This window comes from Yeosuana sp. (genome assembly GCF_057126245.1).
Genome location: NZ_DBNGMQ010000019.1, coordinates 31,421 through 52,504, shown reverse-complemented (window position 1 = coordinate 52,504; position 21,084 = coordinate 31,421). Strand labels below are relative to the sequence as shown.

At 32.9% G+C, this 21,084-nt stretch carries 20 protein-coding genes; 12 read left to right on the top strand and 8 right to left on the bottom strand.

Annotation, left to right across the window (positions count from 1 at the left end; translation table 11 throughout):
- The first annotated feature begins 43 nt into the window (after positions 1–43).
- The 5 genes from AC15TD_RS01935 to AC15TD_RS01915 all read left to right on the top strand — a co-directional run bounded on the left by AC15TD_RS01935 (position 44) and on the right by AC15TD_RS01915 (position 5,918).
- Positions 44–1,129: a CNNM domain-containing protein gene (locus tag AC15TD_RS01935; protein WP_484450453.1), complete on the top strand. Its 1,086-nt coding sequence runs from the start codon at positions 44–46 to the stop codon at positions 1,127–1,129.
- A complete protein-coding gene (locus AC15TD_RS01930) occupies positions 1,130–1,603 on the top strand; it encodes a methylated-DNA--[protein]-cysteine S-methyltransferase (protein ID WP_484450452.1) in 474 nt (157 codons plus the stop codon).
- A gap of 78 nt (positions 1,604–1,681) precedes the next feature.
- A complete protein-coding gene (locus AC15TD_RS01925; RefSeq protein ID WP_484450451.1) occupies positions 1,682–2,824 on the top strand; it encodes a serine hydrolase domain-containing protein in 1,143 nt (380 codons plus the stop codon).
- Positions 2,821–3,534: a 3'-5' exonuclease gene (locus tag AC15TD_RS01920; protein WP_484450450.1), complete on the top strand. Its 714-nt coding sequence runs from the start codon at positions 2,821–2,823 to the stop codon at positions 3,532–3,534. The genes AC15TD_RS01925 and AC15TD_RS01920 overlap by 4 nt, the downstream gene beginning before the upstream one ends.
- Positions 3,535–3,953: 419 nt before the next feature.
- Positions 3,954–5,918, top strand: coding sequence for an acetoacetate--CoA ligase (locus AC15TD_RS01915; RefSeq protein WP_484450449.1), 1,965 nt, complete (start codon positions 3,954–3,956; stop codon positions 5,916–5,918).
- On the opposite strand, the gene AC15TD_RS01910 is transcribed toward AC15TD_RS01915, so the two are convergent.
- The 6 genes from AC15TD_RS01910 to trhO all read right to left on the bottom strand — a co-directional run bounded on the left by AC15TD_RS01910 (position 5,915) and on the right by trhO (position 12,673).
- Positions 5,915–8,245 carry a penicillin-binding protein 1A gene (locus tag AC15TD_RS01910; protein WP_484450448.1) on the bottom strand — a complete coding sequence of 777 codons (2,331 nt, stop codon included), beginning with the start codon at positions 8,243–8,245 and terminating at the stop codon, positions 5,915–5,917. The genes AC15TD_RS01915 and AC15TD_RS01910 overlap by 4 nt on opposite strands.
- 72 nt (positions 8,246–8,317) lie before the next feature.
- Positions 8,318–8,809 (bottom strand): gliding motility lipoprotein GldH, encoded by a 492-nt coding sequence (locus tag AC15TD_RS01905; protein ID WP_484450447.1) that lies wholly within the window; start codon positions 8,807–8,809, stop codon positions 8,318–8,320.
- Positions 8,799–9,971 (bottom strand): PSP1 domain-containing protein, encoded by a 1,173-nt coding sequence (locus tag AC15TD_RS01900; protein WP_484450446.1) that lies wholly within the window; start codon positions 9,969–9,971, stop codon positions 8,799–8,801. Before AC15TD_RS01900 ends, AC15TD_RS01905 begins: the two co-directional genes overlap by 11 nt.
- A gap of 143 nt (positions 9,972–10,114) precedes the next feature.
- Positions 10,115–10,345, bottom strand: coding sequence for a ferredoxin (locus AC15TD_RS01895; protein ID WP_484450445.1), 231 nt, complete (start codon positions 10,343–10,345; stop codon positions 10,115–10,117).
- Positions 10,345–11,589: a peptidase U32 family protein gene (locus AC15TD_RS01890; protein ID WP_484450444.1), complete on the bottom strand. Its 1,245-nt coding sequence runs from the start codon at positions 11,587–11,589 to the stop codon at positions 10,345–10,347. The genes AC15TD_RS01895 and AC15TD_RS01890 overlap by 1 nt, the downstream gene beginning before the upstream one ends.
- Positions 11,576–12,673, bottom strand: a complete 1,098-nt coding sequence (gene trhO, locus AC15TD_RS01885) for an oxygen-dependent tRNA uridine(34) hydroxylase TrhO (RefSeq protein ID WP_484450443.1) — start codon at positions 12,671–12,673, stop codon at positions 11,576–11,578. Before trhO ends, AC15TD_RS01890 begins: the two co-directional genes overlap by 14 nt.
- A 336-nt stretch (positions 12,674–13,009) precedes the next feature.
- On the opposite strand from trhO, the gene recA reads away from it, so the two are divergent.
- The 4 genes from recA (at position 13,010) to AC15TD_RS01865 (ending at position 16,547) form a co-directional block, all read left to right on the top strand.
- Complete coding sequence (gene recA / locus AC15TD_RS01880) at positions 13,010–14,014, top strand: recombinase RecA (RefSeq protein ID WP_484450442.1); 1,005 nt, start codon at positions 13,010–13,012, stop codon at positions 14,012–14,014.
- An 86-nt stretch (positions 14,015–14,100) separates the two neighbouring features.
- Positions 14,101–14,517, top strand: coding sequence for a hypothetical protein (locus tag AC15TD_RS01875; protein WP_484450441.1), 417 nt, complete (start codon positions 14,101–14,103; stop codon positions 14,515–14,517).
- A gap of 30 nt (positions 14,518–14,547) precedes the next feature.
- Entirely contained in the window at positions 14,548–15,093 is a 546-nt protein-coding gene (locus AC15TD_RS01870; protein ID WP_484450440.1) for an RNA polymerase sigma factor, read from the top strand.
- The gene (locus AC15TD_RS01865; RefSeq protein WP_484450439.1) at positions 15,090–16,547 is read left to right on the top strand and encodes an outer membrane beta-barrel protein; all 1,458 of its coding nucleotides are present in this window, start codon (positions 15,090–15,092) and stop codon (positions 16,545–16,547) included. The genes AC15TD_RS01870 and AC15TD_RS01865 overlap by 4 nt, the downstream gene beginning before the upstream one ends.
- Before the next feature lie 87 nt (positions 16,548–16,634).
- Here AC15TD_RS01865 and AC15TD_RS01860 read toward each other — a convergent pair whose 3' ends face one another.
- Complete coding sequence (locus AC15TD_RS01860; RefSeq protein ID WP_484450438.1) at positions 16,635–17,363, bottom strand: lysophospholipid acyltransferase family protein; 729 nt, start codon at positions 17,361–17,363, stop codon at positions 16,635–16,637.
- Positions 17,364–17,427: 64 nt separating this feature from the next.
- On the opposite strand from AC15TD_RS01860, the gene AC15TD_RS01855 reads away from it, so the two are divergent.
- Positions 17,428–17,670: a GlsB/YeaQ/YmgE family stress response membrane protein gene (locus AC15TD_RS01855; protein WP_484450437.1), complete on the top strand. Its 243-nt coding sequence runs from the start codon at positions 17,428–17,430 to the stop codon at positions 17,668–17,670.
- Positions 17,671–17,757: 87 nt separating this feature from the next.
- On the top strand, positions 17,758–18,726 hold the full coding sequence (gene trpS, locus AC15TD_RS01850) for a tryptophan--tRNA ligase (RefSeq protein ID WP_484450436.1): 969 nt from the start codon (positions 17,758–17,760) through the stop codon (positions 18,724–18,726).
- Positions 18,727–18,871: 145 nt separating this feature from the next.
- Here the strand turns inward: trpS and dprA are convergent, their stop codons facing one another.
- Entirely contained in the window at positions 18,872–19,975 is a 1,104-nt protein-coding gene (gene dprA, locus AC15TD_RS01845; protein WP_484450435.1) for a DNA-processing protein DprA, read from the bottom strand.
- A 104-nt stretch (positions 19,976–20,079) separates the two neighbouring features.
- Between dprA and AC15TD_RS01840 the strand changes: the two genes are divergently transcribed.
- A complete protein-coding gene (locus tag AC15TD_RS01840; protein ID WP_484450434.1) occupies positions 20,080–21,018 on the top strand; it encodes an HU domain-containing protein in 939 nt (312 codons plus the stop codon).
- Positions 21,019–21,084: the final 66 nt, after the last annotated feature.

Here is a 21,084-nt window from a genome sequence, read left to right as displayed (position 1 = left end):
TATGAAATTAATTTCGTAATTTCACAATTAAAATTCAACGTTAATGAGTACATTAATTTTTTGGGCAACTATTTCAATATTCTTTTCCTTTTTATGTTCTATTCTTGAAGCGGTATTACTAAGTATTACTCCCACTTTTATAAACGTAAAAAAGGAGGAAAACAAAGACTATGCTTCAAACTTAGAGACCTTAAAAAAAGACGTAGATAAACCACTAATCGCTATATTAACCTTAAACACAATAGCACACACTTTAGGAGCTATGATGGTAGGTATTGAAGCTGAAAAACTACCTTTTAAACTCGAGTTTTTTGGCATTAATACTGTTGGCATTGTGTCTGCAATAATGACCTTCTTAATTTTAGTAGCCTCTGAAATTATTCCAAAAACAATTGGGGCAACCTATTGGAAATTTCTGGCTAATTTCACATCGAAAGCATTAACGATTTTAATTTTCCCACTAAAATATACAGGTATTTTATGGCTTCTTCAGTTAACCACCAAACTTATTGGAGGCAAAGGACACGGTAGTATTTTAAGTCGTGAAAGTTTTATGGTTATGACCGATATGGCCCACAAAGAAGGTGTGTTTTTAGAAAGTGAACGTAAAATGATTAAAAATCTTTTAACCTTTAAAGAGGTTAAGGCAAAAGATGTCATGACACCCAGATCTGTAATGAAAATTGAAAATGAATCTACGACAGTCGAAGAATTTTTTAAAAAAAACTTAAACCTCCGTTTTTCAAGAATTCCTGTTTTTGTGAATACCGAAGATAATATAAAAGGACTCGTTTTTAAAGATGACATTTTTAAAGAAATGGCACTTGATAATAATTCAAAAAAATTATCAGAATTAAAACGAAATATTATCATTGTGAACAGAGATTTACCAATTCCAAATCTTTTTGAGAAACTGATAGAAAGTAGAAATCACATGGCTCTAGTGGTTGATGAATATGGTTCTGTAAGTGGTATCGTCACGATGGAAGATGTTATAGAAACACTTCTTGGCCTCGAAATTATGGACGAAAGTGATAACGTTTCAGATCTTCAGCTTTTGGCCAGAAAAAACTGGGAAGCACGTGCCAAAAAATTAGGTATTTTAGAGGAAGATACCCCTGAAAGATAAATGGAAACGTGCATTATCAAATTGCCATTAGGATACACTAAAATAGTAGGAGATAGTAATGGTATTAGCTCCGTCATTGTCCTAAATTCTAAAGAAAAAATTACAAACATCATTCCTTCAGAACTTGAAGATTGTGCAATTCAACTCAAAGCATATTTTAAAAGTGAACGTAAACAATTTCATTTAAAACTAAATCCGCAAGGCACTGACTTTCAAAAAAAGGTATGGGACAAACTTCTTGAAATACCTTATGGAAAAACGATTTCATATTTAGAGTTATCAAAACAACTAGGAGACATAAAAGCCATCCGTGCTGTTGCAAATGCCAATGGAAAAAATCCAATTTGGATTATTATACCATGTCACCGCGTCATTGGAAGTGATGGTAGCTTAACAGGATATGCTGGAGGTTTACACCGTAAACAATGGCTTTTAGATCATGAAAGTCCTTCTATGCAGCAAACTTTGTTTTAATGATGATTAAGAGAATTCCTCTTTAAATCAAGATTAATTATTATATTTAATACAACTAAACGTTTTAAATATATATTCATGAAAAAGCTTTTAAAAGGTATTCTTATTTTTCTTGCTTTACTTATTGCTGGCCTCTATATTACAGATACAGATTATTTACTAAAAGCGGTAAGAACGATCTATCTTACTGGACATTCAACAGCGTATTTAAAAGATTATACTAAATTCGATAATCAACCTATTGATATAGGAACACCTCAGCCTTGGCCTATACATAACGATTACAATTCTGCAAGGGAAACCGAAAAACTTATAGAAGTCAATAAAGATTGGGGAACCGTAGCTTTTGTCATCATAAAAAATGATAGTATTTGGTTTGAAAATTACTATGATGAATATAATGAAGATTCGAAAAGTAATTCCTTTTCAATGGCTAAAAGTTATGTTTCTGGCCTTATGGGAAAAGCTATTGAAGAAGGTTATATTAAAAGTTTAGATCAACCCGTTAGTGATTTTCTACCAACCTTTAGTGATGGTTTAGCCGCAAAAATGACTGTGGGTGATCTTTCAAGTATGAGCTCTGGGACTAATTGGGATGAAGCTTATTATTCGCCATTATCTATTACTACTAGAGCTTATTTTGATGATGATTTAGAAAAAGTAATGTTAGCATTAAAAGTAGTTGATGAACCTGGAAGAGCTTTTAAATACGCAAGCGGAGATACACAAATGTTGGCTATGGTGATTGAAAAATCGACGGGTAAAAAAATGTATAATTATTTAGAGGAAAGCTTTTGGAAGCCTTTAGGATGTGAAAACGAAACACTTTGGCAAGTTGATAGTGAAGAACATGATTTAGTAAAATCTTACTGTTGTATTGCCAGTAATGCTAAAGACTTTGCTCGCTTTGGAAAACTATACAAAGACCATGGAAAATGGAAAGGAAAACAAATATTAGATTCAGCTTTTGTAGCAAAATCAATTACACCAAGATTTCCAGAAAGTCCAGAATATGGCTATGGATGGTGGTTAAAAGATCATATTGGCAAACACTTTTTTATGATGCGTGGTCACCTTGGACAGTATGTTATTGTTGAGCCCGAAGACAATGTGATTATTGTTAGATTAGGTCATCAAAAATCTCCCGATGGAGGTGTCGCAACGTTTACAAATGATATTTCTATATATATTGAAGAAGCTTATAACATGTTAGAAAAATGATTTCAAAATTAAATCTTGAACATATTTTATTTTTGGATATTGAAACGGTTCCTGAAGTTCAATATTTTTCTGATTTAGACGAAACCAAACAATCCCTTTGGGAACATAAATCGCAATACCAAAGAAAGGATGAATTTACTGCCGAAGAATTTTACGACCGTGCAGGAATCTGGGCTGAATTTGGAAAGATTGTTTGTATCTCAGTTGGCTATTTCAAATTTAATGGAGATCTTAGAAATTTTAGAGTTACCTCATTTTATGGTGATGAAATTAATATTTTAAAAGAGTTCAAAAATCTTCTTATTTCTCATTTTAGCGAATCAAAACATCTGCTTTGCGCACATAATGGTAAAGAATTTGACTTTCCATACATTGCACGTCGCATGATTATTCATAATATAGAACTGCCCTATAAATTAAATTTGTTCGGTAAAAAACCTTGGGAAGTACCACATCTAGATACCTTAGAATTATGGAAGTTTGGTGATTATAAAACCTATACATCCTTAAAACTACTCACTAATGTTTTAGGAATTCCATCGCCAAAAGACGATATAGATGGTAGTGAAGTTTATAGCGTGTATTACAAAGAAAATCAGTTAGACCGCATAATTATTTACTGCGAAAAAGACACCATTGCAGTTGCCCAAATATTTTTAAGGCTAAGAGGAGATATTCTTTTAACAGAAGACGAAATTATTCGTATATAAAAAACATTTGTATGCCTAAAAAAGGTTATAGCATAAAAACCTTCTTTGTTACGTACAATAAACTTTTAAAAAAACGTAAATTCTCACGAAGTGTTTCTTTGAATTTACTATCTGTATTTGTAGGTTGTTCAGGTAGATTTGTAGCAAAATTCATAACTAGTAAGTTTATGGTAGATTCAGGAATCTATTTATATTAATTTGGTTTATTTTGGGTGAATAAAAGTAGAAAAGTTTTTTACATTATCTGATTAAAAACATAAAAAATCGACAAAATACTTATTTTTTTAACTTTTAAGTCGCCTAAACTACGATTTTGCTGTTTTATTCTTCCATACTAAACTGTTTTTTTTAATGAAGTAAAACAACTATTTTCAGTATTTATAGATTGCTTATATTTAGAAATCTAAAAATGATATAAAATGTCTGATAATAAATTATGGGAAGGCTCAACATCTTTTAAAGAAAACAGTCATTTATTTAAATACCAAGAATGGTTGGCCGACAACCTTAATCTGCATTTTAATTCCTATCAAGACATATGGCAATGGTCCGTTGATAACACCAGCGATTTTTGGAAAAGTATTTGGGACTATTTTAATATTATTTCTCATAGTTCCTATGATTCGGTTTTGACTATGACAACTATGCCAGATTTTAAGTGGTTTCATGGTGCAAAACTTAATTACGCCGAACATATTTTTAGACATTTCGAGCCTAAACAAACAGCCATTATTTTCAGTAACGAACAAGGTGAATATTTAGAATTATCCTGGGGCGATTTAAAGCAAAAAGTGACATCAATGGCTGCTTATTTAAAAACAATGGGGGTCTCAAAAGGAGATTGTGTTGTTGCCTTTTTGCCAAACGTTCCAGAAGCAACCATTTCATTTCTAGCTGTAAACTCAATAGGTGCTATATGGTCAAGTACGTCGCCTGACTTTGGAACTGAAAGTGTTATTGATAGATTCGCCCAAATTAAGCCTAAAGTTTTCATAACCGTTGATGGATACTATTATAACGGGAAACCTTACGATAAAACAACCATTGCCATTGATATTGCCGAGGCATTACCAACTTTAGAAAAGGTTATTGTTTTACCTTACTTAAACAAAGAAGATATATCAAGATTTCCTAAAAGTTTTGTAAACATTTATTCAATCTTTAATACGGTTGCTGATAAATTGATTTTTGAACCTGTAGATTTTAGTCATCCTATTTGGGTCTTATATTCTTCAGGCACAACAGGCTTACCAAAAGCTATTGTACACTCACACGGAGGTATTCTTCTTGAACACTTAAAATACATGGCATTTCATAATGATGTGCATCAAGGTGAACGCTATTTTTGGTATACTACCACAGGATGGATGATGTGGAATTTTTTACAATCTGCCTTATTAATGGGAGCCACTATTGTATTATATGATGGTAGTCCAACCTATCCAAGCTTCAATAAATTATGGGAGTTTTCAGATGACCAAAAAATCAATCATTTTGGAACAAGTGCCCCATTTTTAGTGGCGAGCATGAAAAACAATATCACACCAAAAAACGAATACACTTTAAAAACTTTGCGCTCCATAAGTTCTACCGGAGCACCTTTACCACATGAAGCCTTTGAATATGTTTATAATCATATAAAATCGGATGTATGGCTCTGCTCCATGGCAGGTGGAACCGATGTTTGTACAGCCTTTGTTGGTGGCACTCCCTTTTATTCGGTTCATTCTGGCGAAATCCAGTGTAAAGCGCTAGGTGTGTCTTTATATGCTTACGATGATAACGGGCGGGCTGTTGAGGATGATTTAGGAGAAATGGTTATTGATAAACCTATGCCATCTATGCCCATATATTTTTGGAATGACAACAACAACCAACGCTATAAAGCCAGTTACTTTGAACATTTCCCAAATAAATGGAGGCATGGTGATTTTATAAAAATTAATTCTAAAACACATGGGATTGTTATTTTTGGTAGATCAGACGCTACTTTAAATAGACATGGTATACGAATTGGAACGAGTGAAATTTACAGAAGCATCAATAAAATAACATCTATTGAAGATTCTCTTATTGTTAATTTAGAATTAGATGGTGGCCAACACTATATGCCGTTATTTGTAAAAATGAAACCTTCGTATGAGTTAACTGATGATGTGAAAACATCCATAAATCAGCAACTCAAAAAAGAATATACGCCCAGACATGTTCCAGATGACATTATAGAAGTAGCAGACATTCCTTATACAATAAGCGGAAAAAAAATGGAAGCTCCAATAAAAAAGATTTTATTAAAAATGCCTTTTGAAAAATCAATTAATGTAGATTCTATGAAAAATCCAGAATCAGTTAATTTCTTTGTTGAGTTTTCCAAAACGATTTAAAAATCTAAATCATCTGGAACTTTATTCTTAGGATTAGTTTCGTCATTTGCATTTACCGAAGTACCTGAACAATCAACTCTAATAGTTAAATCTACAGGTTCTTCAAAATCTTCTTGAGAGATATTTAAGTCTTTATCTTGATAACAACTCCGCATATATATAGCCCAAATAGGTAAGGCCATCGCAGCGCCTTGCCCATAAGTAATACTATTAAAATGAGTTGCCCGATCTTCTGCGCCTACCCACACACCTGTAACTAAATTTGGCACCATCCCCATAAACCATCCATCGCTTTGGTTTTGTGTAGTTCCTGTTTTACCAGCTATAGGGTTTGTAAATTGATACGGGTATCCTGTAATGATTTCTCTATAATCTGCCCTGTAAGATTCTGCTCCAGAAGTTCTTAAACGAGCTCCTGAGCCAGATCGTGTAACGCCTTCCATAAGCTTTACAGTTACATAGGCCGTTTCTTCACTTAAAACGTCTCTAGTTTCTGGTGTAAACTGATATAATACCGTGTCATTTTTATCTACAATACTTGTTACCATAACTGGCTTTGTATAAACGCCTTTATTGGCAAACGCAGCATATGCTCCAACCATTTCATACACGCTTAAATCTGGTGTGCCCAATGCTATGGATGGTACTGGCAAAACTTCAGATTCAACACCTAATTTTTTTACTAAATCAACTACTGGTTGCGGTCCAACCTTATCCATTACTCTGGCTGTAACCGTGTTAACAGAGTTTGCTAAGGCATCCATTAAAGTCATGGACCCTCCGTAATTACCATCATCATTTCTTGGAGACCATGATTCTGGATTTCCATACTTATTGGCTTCAATAGTTATTTGTGACCTTGGAAGCATATCGCATGGAGATAAATGTAATTGATCAATTGCAGCCGCATAAACAAACGGTTTAAAGGTTGAGCCTACTTGTCGCTTCCCTGTTTTTACATGATCGTATTGAAAATGTCTATAATTCATACCTCCAACCCATGCTTTTACATGCCCCGTTTGTGGATCCATGGACATCATACCTGGATGAAAAAAAGACTTATAATACCTCATAGAATCTATAGGCTTCATAATAGTATCTATTTCTCCTTTCCAGGAAAACACTCTCATTTTTGTTGCCTCATAAAATGACGCCTCTATCTCTTTATCTGAAAGACCATTATTTCTTAATATTCTCCAGCGTTCTCCTCTGCGCATAGACACTCTTAATAAGGTATCGATAGCACCGCGAGTTAAATCTGCAAAGGGCGCCGTTGGATTTCTTTTAGGTGTATTTTGAACAAAAAACTCTGCTTGAAGTCTTGGTATATGTTGTTGAACAGCATCTTCAGCATACTTTTGCATTCTGGAATCTATCGTGGTATACACTTTTAAACCATCACTGTTTAAATTGTATTTTGTTCCATCTGGTTTTGGATTATTATTAATCCAATCTTTCATAAAGGCTCTTAGGTATTCTCTAAAATAAGTAGCCATTCCTTCTCTATGAGATTCTGGAGAATAATTTAAATCTAACTCTGTTTTTTGAAGTGAATCTTTAACTTGATCATTTATAAAACCATACTTTTTCATTTGAGCCAATACAACATTCCGCCTATTTCTTACTCCTATTGGGTTTCTCTCTGGTCTTGGATTGTATAATGATGAGTTTTTAAACATTCCAACCAACATGGCAGATTCTTTTATGTCTAAATTCTTTGGTTCTTTTCCAAAATAAATTCTCGAGGCACTTCTAATACCATCGGCATTATTTCCAAAATCATAGATATTAAAATATTGTGCTATAATTTCTTCTTTAGTATATTGACGTTCTAAACGAATCGCAATAATCCATTCTTTTATTTTTTGAGTTAATCTTCCAAGTGTGTTTTTAGAACCCTCCCCATGAAATAACTGCTTTGCTAATTGTTGTGAAATGGTACTAGCTCCTCCTCCTTTTCCTAATTTCACAAAGGCCCTTAATGTGCCTCTTGCATCAATTCCTGAATGTTCATAATACCTAGCGTCTTCAGTAGCAATTAAAGCGTCTACTAAATGTTTTGGCAACTCGTCATAACCAACAGGTGTTCTATTATCATTTAAATAAAATTTTCCGAGTGTTGCACCATCTGAAGAGATGATTTCTGTTGCTAAATTAGTATTGGGATTTTCTAATTGTGTATGGTCTGGTAGTTCGCCAAATACCCCCCAAGATCCTAAAGAAAAAACTAATATAACTGAAAGTATTCCGGTAGAAAACAGAATCCAAAACCAACGTACGTATTTATCGAATTCTTGATTATTATTTGCTTGCTTTTTTGTTACCATGTAATGTTACTATATAAATTCAGCTCGATTCATTTACAAATTGGGAAATAACTCGATACGATAATTACTATTTTATTTTTGTTCTGTGTCTTCTATTCTAAAACCAACATCAGTGATACCTTCAAGAGATACAATGCCATTTACTTTACCATTCTCTCTCATAGCATGTTGAATATTCACCTTGTAATCGCCAACTTCATTGAAAACAACTTCCTCTTTATACCAAAGTTTATTTTCTTTTACATCCATAATACCTGTTCCTAATAACTTTCCGCTTGGGTCTGCCATTCTGTATTCTAAGGTGTCTTTTATCGTTTTTCCGTGAGGGAAAACCATCTCTACAATTAAATAAATATTACTGTACCTATATGTATTGCTGTTTCTTAAATTCACAAACAAATTATATGGTTTTATTGAATCTGGCGGATGTAATGTAAACGTAATTATTGAATCTTTATTCCATCCGTTTGAAACAGATTTATATTCGTCGTAAACCCGTTTCGAATCACATGAAGCAAAAAGAAAGACACATCCTAAAACCAATAACAATACACTATTTCGCATTATTTTTAGCATTTTGAGGTTTTCTTCTGTTTTTATTGTTTCTTCTCTTTTTACGTTTATTATTTGATTTTGGACTATCAAAACGTGTTAAACTATCTTGACCAACAACGTTTTCAAATTCGTTTTTAGTATCATTAATCAATTCAGACGCATATTCTTCAAGGCTTGAAACTTTTTCATTTTTTTTGTTAAGACTTATGATTTCGTTTGCTTGAGCGGTAGTTATTTTATGCCAATTCATCCATTCGCCTTCATAAGCATACCACATATGCCCTTTAAAAATGTCTGTTTTTTGACAAACAGCAGTTCCCTTTTCTGTTCGAAGTTTTATATCTGTTTTGGGGAAATCTTTTAAGGCATCTAAATACGTATCTAACTCATAGTTTAAACAACATTTTAACTTACCACATTGTCCTGCCAATTTTTGAGGATTTAGTGATAATTGCTGATAACGCGCTGCTGACGTACTTACAGAACGAAAATCTGTTAACCAGGTTGAACAACACAATTCTCTTCCACATGAACCAATACCACCAAGTCTGGAAGCTTCTTGACGAAACCCAACCTGTTTCATTTCTATTCGCGTTCTAAATTCTCTAGCGAAAACTTTAATAAGTTCTCTAAAATCAACACGTTCTTCTGCCGTATAATAAAAGGTTGCTTTACTGGCATCACCTTGAAATTCTATATCAGAAATTTTCATGTGCAATTTTAAATCGATTGCAAACTGACGTGCTTTAACCTTCATGGGTTCTTCTTTATCCCTTGCTGCAGACCAGATATCTATATCTTTTTGGCTCGCCTTTCTGTAGATTTTTAAAATTTCGTCGCCTTCCTGATCAATATGTTTACGCTTCATTTGAACGCGCACTAATTCACCCGTTAAAGTCACCATGCCCACATCATGACCAGCTTGTGCTTGAGTCGCTACAATATCGCCAATACTTAGTGTTAAGTTTTCTGTATTTTTATAATAGTGCTTTCTTCCGTTTTTAAAGCGAACCTCAACCCAATCAAACGGTTTTTCTCCACTTGGAAGCGACATATTCGCAAGCCAATCAAATACTGTTAGTTTATTACAGCTATCTGTACCGCAAGTTCCATTATTTTTACATCCCTTAGGTTGATTGCCATTTTCAGTTGTACAACTGTTACATGCCATAAAATTTATATGTTGAATTCGTTACTATAAAATAGTTCGAATGAAGGTTTATAATTATTTTAAAAGGTAAAGATAAGATTATTATACTTACTTTAAAATAGATAATTTTTTATGCGAATAATACGTTTGATTGTTTCTAGATTTCAAACCATTTTTACACTAATAATTTTTACAGGACAGGCCTTTGAGGCGTTTTTGCAATCTTCTAAAATGACGAGTTCGTTAGATTTTAAAGTAAAGAACCCTTTCTTGTCAACAGATTTTAACAACACCGATTTGCCGTCTTTTTTAGACATTTGAAATTGGTTTGGTGCTAACTCAACACAATAGTTACACCCAATACATTTATTGCGCTGTAGTGTGATAATAACCATTAAGCTTCCACTTTGTTTTCTACAATTTTATACAACTTATCAGATGGCCTAATTCTAAAACCTAACGGAATCGTTATGGAATCGCCTTTAGAACCTTTTGAAGCATTTTTATCGTTTACCATCATCTCTTTAATTTCAATTTCTTGAGCGCCGGTAGTTGGTCCTGTAATTAAAATGGTATCGCCAACCGAAACATCGTACGCTTCAATTTGAAACTCGCCAACTTGAGGCTTTGGAAAGTAATGAACACCTTTACCAATGTAAACTTTCTTTTGGGTAGCGTGTGATCCAGAACCTTCGCTCCATTCTCCTAATTTCTGACCTAAATAATAGCCGTTCCAAAAACCACGGTTATACACTTTTTCAAGCTCTTGCATCCATGAAATTACCTTTTCCTTTTCGTACGTTTTATTTTCTAAACTGTCTATGGCTGCTCTGTAACAAGCAATCACTTTCGCAACATATTCTGGTGCCCTTCCGCGGCCTTCAATCTTTAATACTTTAATGCCTGCATCAGCTACTTGGTCCAAAATATCGATGGCACATAAATCTTTGGGCGACATAATGTATTCATTATCAATCTCCATTTCAAAACCAGTTTCTTGTTCAATAACCGTGTATTTCTTTCTACAATTTTGCTTACAAGCACCTCTGTTTGCTGAAGAATTATACGAATGCAAACTCATATAACACTTACCGGAAACCGCCATACACAATGCGCCATGACCAAAAATTTCAATTTCTACAAGTTTTCCTGATGGCCCCTTTATTTGCTCTTTCGCGATGTCTCCAGTGATTTTTTTAATCTGTCTTAAACTAAGTTCTCTACTCAAAACCATCGTATCTGCAAACATGGCATAAAACTTAACCGTTTCGATATTGGTGATATTAATTTGGGTGGAAATATGCACTTCCATTCCTTCCTCTCTCGCGGTCATGATTACAGCTTGATCCATGGCAATCACTGCCGTAATATTTGATTCTTTGGCTTTTTTGATTAAGGTTTTTACAATCGATAAATCATGATCGTAAATAATTGTATTCAAGGTTAAATAGGTTCTAACACCTTTGTCTTGGCAACGTTTTGCGATTTCGGATAAATCATCTAACGTAAAATTTATAGACGCCCGCGCTCGCATATTAAGTTGTTCCACACCAAAATAAACGGAATCTGCACCATTGTCTAAAGCGGCTTGTAAGGATTCAAAATTTCCTGCCGGAGCCATTAATTCAATCTTCTCCATGGTCTAACTTGTGTTGTTCGTTACCCTTAAAGGTTTCAAAAATATTTCTTAAATCCTTTTTATAGGGTAAATGGTCTGCGCGTCCTTTTTTGAAAATATCGTTGCTATTACCTTGCCCTTTTCTTAGTGCTTTTTGTTCTTCATACGGTAAGTCATGAATCTCTTTACATGTGGTTGAACAGCAATTATTCATGTCTTCTTTACACGTGTCACATTGAATGAATAACAAATGACAGGCATCGTTCGCACAATTGGTATGCACGTCAAAAGGCTCGCCGCATTGATGGCATTGTGCGATTACATCATCACTAATGCGTTCTGCTCTTCGGTCATCGAACACAAAATTCTGTCCTAAAAATTTATTTTCTAAGTTTTTATCTTTTACTTGTCTGGTATATTCAATAATTCCACCTTCAAGTTGATAGACATTTTTAAAACCTTTGTGTTTAAAATAAGCACTAGCTTTTTCGCAACGAATGCCTCCAGTACAATACATCACTAAATTTTTATCTTCCTTATAATCTTTTAAATCGGCCTCAATAATATCTAGCGAATCTCTAAACGTATCGACATCTGGTGTCACCGCATTTTTAAAATGGCCTATTTCACTTTCGTAATGATTTCGCATATCAACAAGAACCGTTTTTTCGTCTTCAATAAGCTCATTGAATTGCTCTGCTGCTAGATGAATCCCTTTGTTGGTAACATCAAACGTATCATCATTTAAACCGTCTGCTACTATCTTATCACGAACTTTAACTTTTAGTTTTAAAAATGATTTATTGTCTTGTTCAACAGCAATATTCAATCGAATTCCTTTTAAAAAACTAATGCAATCAAAGTGTTTTTTAAATTCATTAAACCTGTCTGCCGGAAGTGATAATTGCCCATTAATTCCTTCATGAGCTATGTAAATTCTACCTAGAACGTCTAAAGCGTTCCAAGTGATAAACAAGTGATCCCTAAAAACCTGTGGATTGCCAATTTTGGCATATTTATAAAAAGAAAGTGTTAATCGATTCTGCCCAGCTTCATCGATTAATTGTGCTCTTTCTTTTGCACTTAATGTATTGTACAGTTGCATGCTATACTAATGTTTTAAGATTAAAGAAATATTTAAGCAGCAAAGGTACATTTTTTTAAAAAATCTCAACTATCTCCCATAAAAAAAGCACTTTACGTTTTGCAAAGTGCCTTTTCATTATTTGAATTAGTCAAGATGGGGTTTTAATGTTGAAAATTATGCTAAACAAAACCCTATACTGTAATAAGTTGTTTTAAAATTGGTTCCTTTCATAGCAAAAAATTTCCCGCTTTATCTATAAGATGCAAAATGTATAAAAAGGTTGCGTTATAAAATTGTATTGTGACAAAAGAAGTATTATTTTAGCATGCATAACTTTAGAAATAAAAATTATAGATGAGTAACGAAAAAGAAGCTAAATTAAAAGCACTAAAACTTACATTAGACAAACTAGATAAAGCATACGGAAAAGGAACTGTGATGAAAATGAGTGATCAAGCAGTTGTTGATGTTGATGCTATTTCATCAGGTTCTTTAGGATTAGATATTGCTTTAGGAGTTGGTGGTTATCCTCGCGGACGTGTGATTGAAATATACGGCCCAGAATCTTCAGGAAAAACAACATTAACATTACACGCAATTGCAGAAGCCCAAAAAGCAGGTGGAATAGCTGCATTTATTGACGCAGAACATGCTTTTGATAGATTTTACGCTGAGAAATTAGGTATTGATATCGACAATTTGATTATTTCGCAACCTGATAATGGCGAACAAGCCCTTGAGATTACGGATAATTTAATTCGCTCAGGTGCAATTGATATTGTTGTTATTGACTCAGTAGCAGCCTTAACACCAAAAAGTGAGATTGAAGGCGAAATGGGTGATTCTAAAATGGGGTTACACGCGCGCTTAATGTCTCAAGCCTTAAGAAAATTAACAGGATCTATTAGCAAAACAAATTGTACTGTTATCTTTATTAACCAACTACGTGAAAAAATTGGGGTTATGTTTGGTAATCCTGAAACTACAACTGGTGGTAATGCCTTAAAATTTTATGCTTCAGTGCGATTAGATATTAGACGCTCTACTCAAATTAAGGAAACGGATGGTAATGTAATGGGAAATAAAACGAAGGTAAAAGTTGTTAAAAACAAAGTAGCGCCTCCTTTTAAAACAGCTGAGTTTGACATCATGTATGGTGAAGGAATTTCGAAAGTTGGTGAAATTTTAGATATTGCTGTAGAATACGAAATTGTTAAGAAAAGTGGTTCTTGGTTTAGTTATGACGACACCAAGCTAGGACAAGGAAGAGACGCTGTTAAGGCGCTCATAAAAGATAATCCAGAACTTCAGGATGAACTTGAAAATAAAATTAAAGCCATCTTAAAGGCTTCAAAATAATTTAAAATCCCGATACATCGGGATTTTTTGTTTTAATACGCAACCATTTAACGGTCTTAGCATCTTAAAAGAAAAGCGTTATTAAAATGAAACGATTAATTTTTCTTAGTTTAACACTAATTTTATTTACTTCTTGCAGCATTAATGATAATGATGTAAATTATAATTTTGATTTAGAGGTATTACCGATTGAAAGTGTTGATATCCCCGAAACGTTTACATTAGGGGAAACCTACCCAATAACAGTGAGTTATTTAAGACCTTCAACATGTTATTCTTTCAAAGAGTTTTACTATGTAAAGAACAATAATGAGCGTACAGTAGCGGTTATTAATTATGTTGCTCAAAACGATAATTGTACTGATCTTGAAGATGAATTAGTAGAAGCAACCTTTAATTTTATAGTAATAAGCAACGGTAGCTATATATTTAAATTTTGGCAAGGCGTGGATGAGAATGACGAAGATCAATATTTAATTATTGAAGTGCCCGTAGAAAACTAAACTAAGTATTAATTAATTCGGTTTAAAGTATTGGGTTTAAAGCAACTCATAGAAAAATGTAAGAATAATGATACTCAAGCACAAAGTGAATTATATAAACTCTTTTCGAGTAAACTATTTTCAGTGTGCTTGAAGTATTCAAGAAACTATACCGAGGCGGAAGATAATTTACAAGATTCGTTCTTAACCATTTTTAACAAAATTGAACAATTTAATCACAAAGGGTCTTTTGAAGGTTGGTTAAAACGAATTGCTGTTAATACTGTTTTGCAACGATACAGGCGGGAAAAAGTTTTTGAAATTATAAATGAAGATATTGCTGAAGACCATGAAATAGAATTAGAAGATGAATCTCTTTCTATTGATTATCTTTTAAAAATTATTCAAGAATTACCAGATAGATATCGATTGGTTTTCAATCTTTATGTTCTTGATGGGTATTCTCATAATGACATAGCAAATATGCTAAATATAAATATAGGCACTTCAAAATCTAATCTAGCACGAGCCAGACAGATATTAAAAAAAACTATTGAAGACTATCAAACAAGAAGGCGTTTACAATCGTTATCATGAAAGAGAAAAAACATATAGATAGGTTATTTCAAGAAGGTTTCAAGGATTTTGAAGCCACTCCAAGTGATGCTGTTTGGCAAAATATAGAAGCTAAACTCAATCCAAATAAAAAGAAACGACGCATTGTTCCCATATGGTGGCGCTATGCAGGGGTTGCTGCATTATTAGCGATTCTATTAACGATTGGTAACTTGTATTTTAATAATACAGATACCATTCAAACAAATAAAATTGTTGATTCCGAAGCTCCACTAAATAATTTGTCTAATGATGCCAATAATAATGTTTTAAATGAAACGTCTATAGCCAAAGATATTAATGCAGAAAATGAAATCTCTAATAAGGTGTTACCTAAAAATTCTGAAGTAGTAAGCAACGACACAAACCCGTCAGATGAGACTTCAACTAATGAAACGGCAATTTCTAAAAATGTAAATGAAAGTAATCAACAAGCTTATTCATCTTCAAATAAAATTTCAGAACTTTCAAACACTACATTAAAAACAGAGGCTTCTATTGTTTCTAATCCAGAAGAAAAAAATAATAATCTTATTCAAAAGAATGATACATCGTCTCCTAAATTAATCGTTCCGGAGCTTATTAATGGTTCAGCGAAAAATAACGCACCAGTATTAGCAAATGAAAATTCGAAAGAAGATAATCCGATATTAAACACTTCAAATAAAGAAAATTCAATAGAAGATGCTATTGCCAAAACCGTTAAAGACGATGAAGAAAATTATCTAACCAGATGGACAATTGCTACCAATGCAGCTCCAGTCTATTTTAATAGTCTTGGAAAAGGCTCTTCTTTAGATGCACAGTTTATTGATAATTCTAAAAACGGAGAAGTAACGATTAGTTATGGCGTTAGTGCGAGTTATTCTATTAATAAAAAATTAAGCATTCGCTCTGGTATTAATAAGGTAAATTTAGGATACAATACTAATAATGTTGTTGTTTTTGAAACTGTTGGTGCAAGATCTAGTTTAAATTCTTTAAAGAATGTTAATACTGGCAATAACACTACAGCCGATATTTCTGTAATAAGTGGAGAGAGTTTAGATGTTAACAGCGCCTTAGTTAGAACGTCTGAAACATCTATCAATCAATCTTTTGGTTATATTGAAATTCCATTAGAAATTGAATATGCTATCATCAATAAAAAATTTGGCTTTAACGTTATTGGAGGTTTCAGTTCATTTATATTAAATAATAATGAATTGTTTTCAGAATTTGAAGGAAGACAAACGCGTATTGGTGAAGCTACAAACTTAAATAAAGTGAGCTATAGTGCTAATTTTGGTTTAGGGTTAAATTATAAATTAACTAAAAAATTAGATTTGAATTTAGAACCTCTTTTTAAATATCAAATCAATACATTTAATAATACATCCGGTGATTTTAAGCCTTATTTTATAGGTGTTTATACCGGTATTGGTTTTAAGTTCTAGGTTTTAGTTAGCCTCGATATATCTTTTTGTTTCATACAAAAAGTGTATCAAAAAAAACTGCTCTCTCCCAAGAGCAGTTTTTTCTTTTTACACCTGCAATTCTTTTAAAATAATATTTTTGGATTTATTATTTAGCATTTTCGTGTCATGAATAGTTAAGGTATCTGTGTATAAAAATTGATGTATTTTTACACGCATCTTACCCGGTCCGCCACTAAAAAAGGTATAAGAAAATCGCTCTTTATTATCTAAAAAAGTTATGGGTACAACAGGTGTTTTATGGTTTATAGCCAATCTAAAAGCTCCGTCTTTAAATGTATCTAAAATAATATGCTCTTCAGGAACGCCTCCTTCAGGAAAAATACAAATGCTTAGCCCAGATTGTAATCTCCGTTGCGCTCTCATAAAAACGGCCTGTCTGCTTTTAGGCGAGCTTCTATCTACCAAAATACAGGTTCGTTTATAAAAAAAGCCAAACAATGGAATTCTAGCTAACTCCTTTTTTCCAACAAAGACAAAGGGGTTTTTAATAACGCTAAGCATCAGCATAATATCAATCATAGATGTATGGTTGGCAATTAACATGTAGCTTTTATCCTTTTCCGGAATTTGATACGCCTCAACTTTAACCCTAAATCCCATTCCCATTAAAATAAATTGTGCCCAAAAACGTGCTATCTTAAAAAAGAAAGGGTACCAGGATTCTTTAGAAATGGAAACAAGTAAAACTGGAAAAAGAATTATAATTGGAATTATAACAAGTATATAAAACCAAACTCGGTAAAAAATCCACAATATATATTTAAATATCTTCATGCCTATCAAAAATACCATTATAAATTGATTATCTTTAAACATAGTAATTTAAATAATAATAATTATGGGTTTACTTTATTCGTTATTAATCGGTGCTATTGCAGGGTGGTTGGCAGGTAAATTGATGAAAGGTGGTGGTTTTGGTCTACTACTAAATATTGTGATTGGTATTGTTGGAGGTGTCGTAGGGAACTGGCTTTTTGGTGAATTAAGCATTTCACTTATGGATGGTATTATAGGCGATATTTTAACAGGTGCCATTGGTGCGTCACTAATATTATTTATAGCAGGTTTATTTAAAAAATAATATTTTTTATGTTTTTTATAAAAGTGGCTCAAGCCACTTTTTTTATTGCATAACTTATCTTTAAATTTGCGCATTATACAAAACATCATGGCAAGAATACTCACTGGTATACAAAGTACAGGAACACCTCATTTAGGGAATATTTTAGGAGCTATAATTCCTGCGATAGAAATGGCTAATAATCCTAAAAATGATTCATTCCTTTTTATTGCAAATCTTCATACACTTACTCAAATAAAAGACGCCGAAGAATTAAGATATAACACCTATTCTACGGCTGCCACTTGGCTAGCTTTTGGTTTAGATATAGAAAAAACGGTGTTTTACAGACAAAGCGATGTGCCGCAAGTAACCGAATTATCATGGTATTTAAGTTGCTTCTTTCCATATCAGCGTTTAACCTTAGCACATAGTTTCAAAGATAAAGCCGATAGACTTGAGGATGTCAATGCTGGTTTATTTACGTATCCAATGCTTATGGCTGCAGATATTTTATTGTATGATGCCAACGTTGTTCCGGTTGGAAAAGATCAATTACAACATATTGAAATGACACGTGATGTAGCGGCTCGTTTTCATGCTAAAGTTGGCGAAACGTTTGTTCTTCCTGAAGGAAAAGTTCAAAAAAACACAATGCTTATTCCTGGAACCGATGGTGAAAAAATGAGTAAAAGTAGAGGAAACATTATCAATATATTTTTAGATGATAAAAAACTACGCAAACAAATTATGTCTATTAAAACAGACAGCACACCTCTTGAAGACCCTAAAGACTGGAAAACGTGTAATTGTTTTGCGATATACTGTTTATTGGCTAATGCTGACCAGATTGAAGTTATGAAAACAAATTACGAGAATGGTAATTATGGTTACGGTCACGCTAAACAAGCCCTTTTTGAATTAATCGTTGAAAAGTATGCTACGCAACGCGATCGATATAACTATTACATAAATAACCTTAGTGAGATTGATAAAGCACTCGCTCTAGGAGCTGAAAAAGCCAAACTCGTAGCTAATAGTGTCCTAAAAAGAGTACGAGAAAAAGCTGGGTATTAACATGGGAAACTTATTTGGTTAACGGTTTTATTGGCCCTTTCACAAGTATTTATGATTCTATCTCAGTCCCTATTTGATAAAAGGAATAATTGGAGTTATAATGACTATTGCTATTATGAATAACTTTTTTGTTGCTTATAAAAAGTTAAATAAGCTCAAATAGTTTACCAGGTAATGGTCTAATTACACCTTTAAGTTCCATATTAAGAAGCATCCCAGCAATTTTAAAAATGGGCATATTACAACCTATCGCAATCGTATCTATTTGTTGTTTATTGTTTTCTTTTAGAAATTTATAAATCACTTTTTCTTGATCATTGAGCTCTACAAATAATTGTTTTTGAACGCTTGGTTTTACTTTATCTTCTAATTGCCAATTTAAAATATATGGTACATCTAAAGGGTTGGAGAGTAAATGTGCTTTTTGATATTTTATCAAATTATTACATCCTATACTTTGTGAATCTGTTATTCTGCCTGGAATAGCAAATACATCTCGGTTATATGAATTCGCAATATCAGCCGTTACCAAGCTCCCCCCTTTTTCAGCAGATTCAATAACAATGGTGGCCTCACTTAAGCCCGCTATAACTCGATTTCTTTTTAAAAAATTGTTTTTATCAAACGTATCACTACTCCAAAAATCTGTAAAAAATCCACCATGTTGTTCTACTTCAGCTATATATTTTTTATGAACTTTAGGGTATATTTGATTTAACCCATGCGCTAAACATCCTATGGTTTGTAGGTTGTGTTTTAAAGCTGCTTTATGCGCTGTAATATCCGTTCCGTAAGCAAATCCAGAAACAATAATAGGATTATAAGGAGTAAGCTGTTCAACTAAATTTTCACAAAAAGCAATGCCTTGTGTTGTTATTTTTCGTGTTCCTACAATACTAATAACGTGTTGCTTTTTCAAATTAATGTTTCCAGATTGAAATAATAGCACAGGTCCATCAATGCAATGTTTTAATTTATCAGGGTACATATTATCTTCAAAATATAAACAGGTAATATTATTTTTCTTGATAAATTTAAGTTCTTCTTCGGCAGCTTTATGATGCATCGATTCAAACAAATCACTGATTATCATGGTGCCAATGCCTTCAATTTTCAACAGATTTCGCTTTTTTTCTTTAAAAACAGCCTCTGAGGAACCGCAATGAGATATGAGCTTTTTAGCTGTGATATCACCTACATTTGATACATGTTGCAAGGCTAAAATATAAAGTAGGTCTTTTTCTGTCATTATAAAACTTTGAATTAAAGCATACAAGTAAGTAAATTTTACGATGTTAATAAATAGTTTTCTTAAAATGTTATCTAAAAGCATAATTTTTTAACTTTGTTTCCATGCAACTAGAGACCTACATTAGTGATTTACTATACAGATACGAATGTGTGACTGTTCCTGAATTTGGAGCATTTTTAACACAGCGAGTTTCTGCAACAATTAACGAATCTACCAATGCGTTTTATCCTCCTAAAAAAAGCATTTCATTTAATGAACAAATTCAAAAAAATGATGGTCTATTAGCGCATTACATTGCCGATGTTGAAAAAATTCCTTTTGAGGTTGCCAATAAAAAAATTCAAAAACGAGTTAAAATTTTAAAATCTCTTTTAATGCAAGGAGAAACGCTTACGTTCACCAATATTGGAGATATTGTTTTTAATGACGAAGGTAAAATACTGTTTGAACCAACTTACCACCTTAATTATTTAACTGATGCCTTTGGTTTATCTCAATTGGTATCGCCGTCTGTAGCAAGAGACGTTTATAAAGAAACCGCAGAAGCTATTGAAAAAGAAGTCCCAATTGCATTTACGGCAGAAAAACGAAAATCTATTCCTTATTTTAGATATGCCGCAGTTGCTTTAATCGCCTTAACATTAGGCGGTTATGTTGCTTCAAACTATTATGTAAATCAAATTGAAACTCATAATCAATTAGCTCAAGAAGAAGCGTTTCAACAGCTCGATAATAAAATTCAAGAAGCAACTTTTGTAATTGAAAATCCGCTTCCTGCTGTTACTTTCAATGTCATTAAAAAAACTGGTAATTACCATATTGTTGCTGGGGCTTTTAGAATAGAAGAAAACTGTGATAAAAAAATTACACAGTTAAAAGCAGAAGGCTATAACCCCAGAAAAATTGGTGTTAATAAATATGGCTTACATGAAGTTGTATACAGTAGCCATGAAACTGGAGAGGAAGCACTTATTGCCCTTCGACAAATTAGAAAAATAAGTAATAAAGATGCTTGGTTACTTGTTAAAAAGCTAGATTAATTATCTCTAAAATTATTCTCCTAAAACGCTAAAATCGTTTTACCTTTGCTCTATCGAAAAAACTAG

What these genes read in the sequence shown, in the direction of transcription:
- AC15TD_RS01935 (WP_484450453.1), top strand. Translation starts at nt 44, where the DNA reads ATGAGTACATTAATTTTTTGGGCAACTATTTCAATATTCTTTTCCTTT.
- AC15TD_RS01930 (WP_484450452.1), top strand. Translation starts at nt 1,130, where the DNA reads ATGGAAACGTGCATTATCAAATTGCCATTAGGATACACTAAAATAGTA.
- AC15TD_RS01925 (WP_484450451.1), top strand. Translation starts at nt 1,682, where the DNA reads ATGAAAAAGCTTTTAAAAGGTATTCTTATTTTTCTTGCTTTACTTATT.
- AC15TD_RS01920 (WP_484450450.1), top strand. Translation starts at nt 2,821, where the DNA reads ATGATTTCAAAATTAAATCTTGAACATATTTTATTTTTGGATATTGAA.
- AC15TD_RS01915 (WP_484450449.1), top strand. Translation starts at nt 3,954, where the DNA reads ATGTCTGATAATAAATTATGGGAAGGCTCAACATCTTTTAAAGAAAAC.
- AC15TD_RS01910 (WP_484450448.1), bottom strand. Translation starts at nt 8,245, where the DNA reads ATGGTAACAAAAAAGCAAGCAAATAATAATCAAGAATTCGATAAATAC.
- AC15TD_RS01905 (WP_484450447.1), bottom strand. Translation starts at nt 8,809, where the DNA reads ATGCGAAATAGTGTATTGTTATTGGTTTTAGGATGTGTCTTTCTTTTT.
- AC15TD_RS01900 (WP_484450446.1), bottom strand. Translation starts at nt 9,971, where the DNA reads ATGGCATGTAACAGTTGTACAACTGAAAATGGCAATCAACCTAAGGGA.
- AC15TD_RS01895 (WP_484450445.1), bottom strand. Translation starts at nt 10,345, where the DNA reads ATGGTTATTATCACACTACAGCGCAATAAATGTATTGGGTGTAACTAT.
- AC15TD_RS01890 (WP_484450444.1), bottom strand. Translation starts at nt 11,589, where the DNA reads ATGGAGAAGATTGAATTAATGGCTCCGGCAGGAAATTTTGAATCCTTA.
- trhO (WP_484450443.1), bottom strand. Translation starts at nt 12,673, where the DNA reads ATGCAACTGTACAATACATTAAGTGCAAAAGAAAGAGCACAATTAATC.
- recA (WP_484450442.1), top strand. Translation starts at nt 13,010, where the DNA reads ATGAGTAACGAAAAAGAAGCTAAATTAAAAGCACTAAAACTTACATTA.
- AC15TD_RS01875 (WP_484450441.1), top strand. Translation starts at nt 14,101, where the DNA reads ATGAAACGATTAATTTTTCTTAGTTTAACACTAATTTTATTTACTTCT.
- AC15TD_RS01865 (WP_484450439.1), top strand. Translation starts at nt 15,090, where the DNA reads ATGAAAGAGAAAAAACATATAGATAGGTTATTTCAAGAAGGTTTCAAG.
- AC15TD_RS01860 (WP_484450438.1), bottom strand. Translation starts at nt 17,363, where the DNA reads ATGAAGATATTTAAATATATATTGTGGATTTTTTACCGAGTTTGGTTT.
- AC15TD_RS01855 (WP_484450437.1), top strand. Translation starts at nt 17,428, where the DNA reads ATGGGTTTACTTTATTCGTTATTAATCGGTGCTATTGCAGGGTGGTTG.
- trpS (WP_484450436.1), top strand. Translation starts at nt 17,758, where the DNA reads ATGGCAAGAATACTCACTGGTATACAAAGTACAGGAACACCTCATTTA.
- dprA (WP_484450435.1), bottom strand. Translation starts at nt 19,975, where the DNA reads ATGACAGAAAAAGACCTACTTTATATTTTAGCCTTGCAACATGTATCA.
- AC15TD_RS01840 (WP_484450434.1), top strand. Translation starts at nt 20,080, where the DNA reads ATGCAACTAGAGACCTACATTAGTGATTTACTATACAGATACGAATGT.